The sequence below is a fragment of the Verrucomicrobium sp. BvORR034 genome, assembly GCF_000739635.1.
Lineage (GTDB): Bacteria > Verrucomicrobiota > Verrucomicrobiia > Verrucomicrobiales > Verrucomicrobiaceae > Verrucomicrobium.
Window position 1 is genome coordinate 24,975 of the sequence record NZ_BATQ01000114.1, and the last position, 6,681, is coordinate 31,655.

Genomic DNA, 6,681 nt, shown 5'->3' on the forward strand with positions numbered 1-6,681 from the left:
GATGGCTCACGCCCCAACTCTCCCCACTGGTATTTGATCAATCATCACACAGCGCCCCTGTAGTTGTCGACGTGAGGAGAACGAACCAATCGCGCGCGTTTTGGGGTGGCCGCCAAGGAACCACCTGGAGGTGCCCTTCTCAGTTCGAAGTTGATCCCCAGCGGGGATCTCTAACACAGCCCAACGTTGGACGAGCCCTAAGCGAGTCAACGTTGGGTACCTCCGCAGACGATGATCAGGTGGGGAGGCCGACAGCATCCGCTTTCTCCCCTCTGCCATCAACGCCTCCACGTCAGGCGGATGCGATGTCATGCACTGCCTGACATTCGCGGCAAGATGCCGCGAACAGCACGCAGGGATGCGCGCGCTCCCCGAGCTTCCCAGGCAAAGGCCATTTTGAGAAACGGCCAGACCATGTTTCACCACCCCAGGTTCCTTGGCAGGCACTCGCTGAAGCGTCTGCATCCACGCCTTCTCGCTGCGCAACCAAGCTTCGACAGAAGCAGGCACGCCACGGCGAGACTCGTAACCGCTCCATTGCCGCCGTGAGTTTCTGGTGTTTCCTGGTACCGCATGGAAGTCCCCTACGGACCCGCCTCCGCCACCTTGACTCTGAGAAACCTCCGGCTCACCGCAGCCACCTGCATGGCGTCGGTGACGGTCACGGTGCGCCGCCCCACGCCTGCATCAGACACGCTGCTGAGCATTCCCACAGGCAGGGTCGCTGCTCCACCGATACTTCTCGCGATGTCTGTCCACGAGCTCGCCTCGAGCGTCTCAGAGGCCTGCACGGTGTAAGTGATGTCCGTGCAGTTGGCATCACAGTGGAAGGAGATCTGCAACTGATCGCCTTCAACTCCCGCGACAGGAATGATCAGCACCGCATCCTGCAACTTCGGATTCCCGCCAAACGCGTATTCCAGCAGGGTGGGAACGCCGTCCTGATCAAAGTCCCCCGTCATGCTTGCCTGACCCTCCAAGATCTCCGCAGGGGTGAACTGGGTTCCTTGCCACGACACCGAGGGGGCTGGTGGCGCGGCCGACTCCACCAGGGCCCAGGAGCTGCTGGACGATCCATAGATCGGCTGCACGGCGATCAGGTTGGTCGGACCAGCATTGACGTAGAGCATGTTGTCCGCGCCCAGCTCGGCCAAGGTGGTGCCGGATGCTCCCGGCCTGCCGAAGAGGTAGCGCAGCTTCAGCGGGCCTCCCGGCAAGGCAGCGGAGGGCGTGATCTGCACCGTGGTGCCGTTCAGGAGCGTGACGGAGGAAAGAGGAATCGTCGTGGCGAAGTTGTCGCTCGAGAGCGTGAAGCCGCTGATGTTCGCCGCCGGGGTCTTCAGACTCAGCGCGGTTCCCGCAAACAACTGTACCTTGACGAGGAGTTTCCCGGAGGAGCGGTAGAACTTCGTGATCTCTCCGCCCCGCGGATCGGCAAAGGTAGATGGAGCGCGTAGATGCCCCACCGCATTCCCCCAGCGGGGTCCCATGATGTTCCAGGCCGCCCCCTCCGGATGCACGCCATCATAGGTCAGGTGATCAAAGAAGATGCCTCCAAAAGCGGCGCACACCACATTGTCCTGCACCCAGCGGGAGGTGGCCTCCCGCACCGTGTGCAGGCTCCCGCCAGACACCGGCTCTGGATTGAAGATGACCGGCGTCGGTGCCACCACCAGACGCCAGGTTCCCTCACCGAAGTCTGTGTTGAGTGCCGCCTTGAATCGCTCCAGATCATCGTAGAAGTCATCGTTGTACTTAGCACTCGCGAGGTTCGTGACCCAGGTGATGACATTCGGCTTGTTCAAGCCGCCGTTCGCCAGGCACAGCGCCTTGGCCCCGTTGTAGGGAGTGGAACCCAGGCGGCCATTCCAATAGGCGAGCCGCGTCGCTCCGGCCCAGACCACGGTGATGCCGACGCAGGACTGGGAGGCGACGGAGAGATTGTTGGCGATCTCGTTCTCCCCTTGGGTCCCGCCCCCATCCCGATGCCACCGAGCAGGTTCCACATGCCGTTGTAGAGCGGATTGGTATCCCCGGGAATCGTGTTCGGATAAGTGCTGGGATACTTGGCGGTGAAACCGTTCGCAGCGACGATCCCGGCCCGGCCCGTGGACTCCACCTGCCCCTGTATGCTGTCTCCCCACACTACTACCACTTCCCCCACCGCCCAGCGGGACCAGGTGCGATTGGGACGATTGCTGTTGCCTGGTCCGTCGGATGAATTGACCCGCCGCACCTCGAGGGTCTTCCAGTAGCCTTTCGGGACCGGCACGGTCGCATCGATGGCTGAGCCTCCCGCGGAGCCTGCCTGCAGCATCTGCCAGGGCGTGGCGGTGCCATGCTCGACGTCGAGGAAGCGGATTTCGATATCCGCCAGGCCCGTGCCGTAGTCGAACCCCGTAAAGCGGACATCTGCCGAGCCATTCAGGTGCCGGATGATCTGGAAGGGCTGGAAGCTGTTGAGAGCGACTACATTGGTCGGCTCCGTGACCTGGCCGGGCGTGTTGTTCTCGGCCGTGGCCCCCCGCAGCATCGGACCGTCCCAGAAGCGCGTCACCGGGCCCATGCGATTCAGGCCGATCGCGCTGTTATTTCCCATATTCGCCAGCGGCAGCGGATTGGTCGTCGTCGCGAGCTGCGCTGTTTCGAGCGGGAAGTAGGCAGGCACATTGCCACTCAGACTCGCGCTGCTGGTGGGCTTCTGCCCCGCGGCCATGAGGGCGATGTCCCGGTCGCTCACCGCTGCGGTGGCGAAGAAGAAGCCCTCCACATCGCCATCATACAACTCGGCCCACTCGCTATGGCAGCCGATCCACCAGTTCCTCAAAGGGAATCCCACAAAGGCCCGCTGCTGACTGCTCACCAGCACCGGCGCGTGACCGCCCTCTGCCACCAGATACTCATTGTACCCGGCCCGACGGCGGATGATGTGCAGCCGCGGCGTGAACTTGCCCGTGATGCGTGAGGCGTAGCCGCCCGGCAGAGTGCCCGCAACGCCGCTCGCTGTGCCCCCGCTGCCAAAGGCATTCCCCGCGCTGTCCATGCCGCCCACCACGTATCGGCCCTTTGTCTTGTCAAAGCACAGGCTGAGGGTGGAGGTGGTCGCCGTGGGAACATTCGTGGCGATGAGCCAGCCGCCGTTCCCTTGGAAATAACTATCCCAAATGCCGATCGTCCAGTCACCATCCGGAAGGGCAAAGCCGCCTGTCGTCAGGAACCTGACGCGATTCTCAAACTGGTTGTACCCAAGCGGGCCGGAAAGGCGGACGGAAGCCTGTAACGTGGGTGCCAGCCACGCCAGCCCTGCCAGAAACACCGCCGCAGCCGCCTGCAAGCCTGCAATGATGCGTGAGCGGGAGAACGGGTTTGTTGTCGTTCTTGGTGTCGGAAGCAGAACACGGCCAGCGTTGGTCATACGGGCATGCTACGGATTGCCCCAGACCTGCGCTATTACCCGAAAGAGCAATGCCGGGGAGGTTGCGTGCAGCCTCCAGGCGGGGAATCTTGACCTGTCATGCCGCCCAAGAAACCCATCCGTCTGCTGCTTGTGGACGACCACCTGGTCGTGCGAATGGGTCTGGCGGCGGTGCTGGGATTGGAGCCTGATTTCGTGATCGTGGGCGAGGCCGAGGATGCCGCAGGCGCCCTGGTGCAATACCGTGCGCTCGAGCCGGAGATCACCCTGCTCGATCTGCGGATGCCCGGTGCGAGCGGCCTGGAGGCGCTGCGGAGCATTCGAGCGGAGTACCCGGAAGCACGGCTCATCATGCTCACCACCTCCGAGTTGGAGGAGGATATCTTCCAAGCCATTGAGGCCGGTGCCGCCGGTTATCTGCTCAAGACAGCGCAACGCGCCGAACTCACCGGGGCGATCCGTCTCGTGCATGATGGCGGGCGGGCCGTACCCGCGCCGCTGGAAGCCCGCTTGGTGGAGCGCGCGCAACGTCGCTCCCTCTCCCCACGCGAGCTGGAAGTCCTCGATTACCTGCGTCGCGGCCTTTCCAACAAGGATATCGGTGTCGCGCTGGGCGTCACCGAGCACACGGCCAAGGCTCACGTGAAAGCGATATTGGCGAAACTCGAAGCAGCCGACCGGGCAGAAGCCGTGGCCAACGGATTTCAGCGCGGATTGCTTCAGGTGGATACGCTGTAGGCCCCAACAGCGGAAGACGTGGTTCTAGGTTTCCACCGGCACGGTGGCAGAGATGCATGTCCCCTGTCCTGGCGTGCTCGTGATGGTGAGCGCGCCGTGGAGCCGTTTCATCCGCTCCCGCATCCCTTGCAGTCCGAAGTGCCCTTCACGAGGGCCGGGATGACCCTCCGTATCAAACCCTTTGCCATCGTCCTTCACCGCCACCTCCACCTCCGTTGGATGGAACACAACGCGCACCTCAATGTTCTGAGCCGCGCCGTGCTTGATCGCATTCGTCAGCGCTTCCCGCGCGAGCAGCAGGAGATTCCCCGCGATGAAGTCAGGCAGGGGGCGCACCGGGCCTTCGCTCGCCACCTCGATGCGTAGCGCCTGGCCCTCTGCGAAGGTCGCTGCGGTGTCGCGCAGCGCATCGGGCAGAGAGCGATTGTCCAGGGCTTGCGAACGGAGATTCCACACGGATCGACGCACCTCCTCCCGACTACGGGTCAGGAGTTGCCGCGCCAGACCCAGATGCTGCGCGCTGCGTGCCGGGGCTTCGGCTTGCAGCGCCTCCGTCGCCTCGAGCTGGAGTGCCATCCCCGTCAAGGATTGCTCCAGGCTGTCATGCAAATCCGCCGCCAGCCGCTCGCGCTCCCGCAGGGTGGCGTCGAATTCCACCGCCGCATCACGCCGGGCGCTCATCTCCTGCGCCAACTGCGTGCCCCGCTGTTCCACCCGTCGGCGCAGCAGCCAGTTCCAGCCCAGTGTCACCGCCAACACCGTACCGATGCCACCGAGCAGGAGCCACAAGCGCTGCGGGGTCCACCACGGGGCCGCACGCGCGACGGCGATGTCTGCGGGCCCCTGGACAAAGACGCGGAAGTTCACCGGGCGCGGAAAATCCTGCGCTGGCCAACCAGACGCCAGCTCGACGCGGATCACCCCATCGATCCGCACTTCACTCCCTGGCTCGAATCGCTCCAGCGTCGCAGGTGGCGTATCTCTGCCGAGCGTCGCCGAGACCAGTCGCCCTTCGCTTTCCACCAGCAGGCGCGGCCCTTCGGTGTCGGACAGGTCCACCTTCTCCAGCCGCCCCTGCAGCGTCGCGTAGAGCCCATCCACGTCGTCTGCGTCTGTCTCGCTTCCCGGCAGATTCGTGCCCAGCACCCGTTTGCGTTGGATGGGAAGAGGCGCAGGTCGCGGGGCGATTCCCACCTTCCGCACCACGGCCTCTCGCAACTTGCCAAAGTGATCCCCCACCTCGACGAATCCCGAGGCCTCCACGCGGTCGCCTGGCTGCAGCGGGGTCTGATCACGCGTCTCCACCCGCACGCCTCTCCCGCCCTCCTGCAGGTAGAAAAACTGGCCAGGTCGCGCCAGCGTCACCGTGCCCGTGCAGCGGCGTCGATGATACGTCACCCCGCTGGGCGAGAATGGTCGCAGGGTGGAAAGGTGCAACTCCGGCACCGCGAACGGATCCTCCGGCCCGCGCTTCAGCACGCGCACATCGCCCGCATTCATCACCTGCACGCGAGCCCCCACCAGTTCTCCTCGATTGTTGAAGTAGGTGAAGTTCACGCCCTCCACTTCCACATCTGCATCCACGAGCCGTGGCAGATCCGGCAAAGACTCCAGCACATTCACCGTGATGCGCCCGCCATTAGCCGTGAGTTCCAGCCGCACGCGCTCAGCGTCCTTCGGTCGCTCCTCCACTGATTGCACCACGCCGCGCAGCCGTACCAACTGGCAGTCCCATTTCCCGTCCAGCAGTTCAGAGAAACTTACCGGCGTGGGCTCCGGCAGGGGCTCCGTGCCCAGCACGCGAATCTTCTTCGCCTGGATGACGGGCGCAAAATTCCCCGCCTCCGTCACGCCCGTCAGCTCGATCGCCGTGCCACGCGCCAGCCAGTCCGGCAAGGAGGCATCCGGCACCCTCAAGCCGTGCACATAGATGCCCACACCCCCGTTCTGCACCACCATCGCCCCGTCCCTTTTCCGGTAGCAAAACATCACCACCCCGCGCAACTGCACTGGACGCCCCTGCGCCGCCACCTCCCGCGGCAGGGAACGGATGGCCGCGCACTCTGTGAGCCCCTGCGGCACCTCCTGGGCGAGAGCAGGCAGACAGCAGAGCCAGAGAACCGCGCCGATCCATCGGTCTTTGAGTTGTTGCATAGCGCGGCACATGAACGGGGATGATGCGAGAGCGTCCCCATTGGCGCCTAAGCCCATGAGACTTAGTGATGCGATGGGATACAATAGAGACACAAGACCAGAGGACACAAGACGCAAGACTTGAGCTCACGCATGGGAGGCAGGGCATTCGGCAAGAGTCGGTAAAAGGAGAGAGGGACATTCTTGTTCCGATCCCGGGCAAACGTCCCATGAGGTCCTGTTGAGGGCTCAGATCCCTCTCTGCGACACCATCGACACCCTTTTTACAACTTACGCCAAAAAAACCTCTCTCTCTATCTCGGTGAACCTGCAAAAAGGGTGTCGATGGTGTCGCAGAGTACCCGCCTGAGCTCTGCCTCTACACCCTACGGCTA

At 63.6% G+C, this 6,681-nt stretch carries 4 protein-coding genes; 1 reads left to right on the top strand and 3 read right to left on the bottom strand.

Annotated features, from left to right (window positions below; all coding sequences use genetic code 11):
* Positions 1 to 584 precede the first annotated feature (584 nt).
* A complete protein-coding gene (locus BV034_RS19045) occupies positions 585 to 1,904 on the bottom strand; it encodes a hypothetical protein (RefSeq protein ID WP_050028581.1) in 1,320 nt (439 codons plus the stop codon).
* Positions 1,802 to 3,415, bottom strand: coding sequence for a hypothetical protein (locus BV034_RS19050; protein WP_265593187.1), 1,614 nt, complete (start codon positions 3,413 to 3,415; stop codon positions 1,802 to 1,804). Before BV034_RS19050 ends, BV034_RS19045 begins: the two co-directional genes overlap by 103 nt.
* Before the next feature lie 99 nt (positions 3,416 to 3,514).
* Between BV034_RS19050 and BV034_RS19055 the strand changes: the two genes are divergently transcribed.
* Complete coding sequence (locus BV034_RS19055; RefSeq protein WP_050028583.1) at positions 3,515 to 4,153, top strand: response regulator transcription factor; 639 nt, start codon at positions 3,515 to 3,517, stop codon at positions 4,151 to 4,153.
* 24 nt (positions 4,154 to 4,177) lie between these two features.
* On the opposite strand, the gene BV034_RS19060 is transcribed toward BV034_RS19055, so the two are convergent.
* Positions 4,178 to 6,307, bottom strand: coding sequence for a sensor histidine kinase (locus BV034_RS19060; protein ID WP_050028584.1), 2,130 nt, complete (start codon positions 6,305 to 6,307; stop codon positions 4,178 to 4,180).
* Positions 6,308 to 6,681 lie beyond the last annotated feature (374 nt).